This is a genomic window from Peribacillus sp. SIMBA_075, assembly GCF_046534585.1.
The window spans coordinates 1-243 of sequence record NZ_JAWRYN010001408.1 but is presented as its reverse complement, the minus strand read 5'-3'; the positions used below and the strand labels follow the sequence as shown (position 1 = coordinate 243).

1 pseudogene is annotated in these 243 nt (G+C 40.3%); it reads right to left on the bottom strand.

What is annotated here, in order from left to right:
- A pseudogene (locus SB775_RS32980) lies at positions 1-243 on the bottom strand (TetR/AcrR family transcriptional regulator); the annotation flags it as partial.

Below are 243 nucleotides of genomic sequence, written 5' to 3'. Positions count from 1 at the left end.
AGAAGCAAGGAGAAATTCAACCGTCTCTTGCGGATACTTCGTTTGAAATGTCCCTTTCTCTACACCTTGCTGAATGACATCTGCCAAAACAGGTGAAAGTTCTTTAATGGCTTTGATCAAGCTTTTTTGATGCATTTCTGCATTAGAAGGTTGATGAAATTGTTCGATCATGCCCTGTTTATTGCTTCCTTGCTTAGGTGATTGCGCCATGATGATATGAAATAGTTTATCGACGACTGGCAG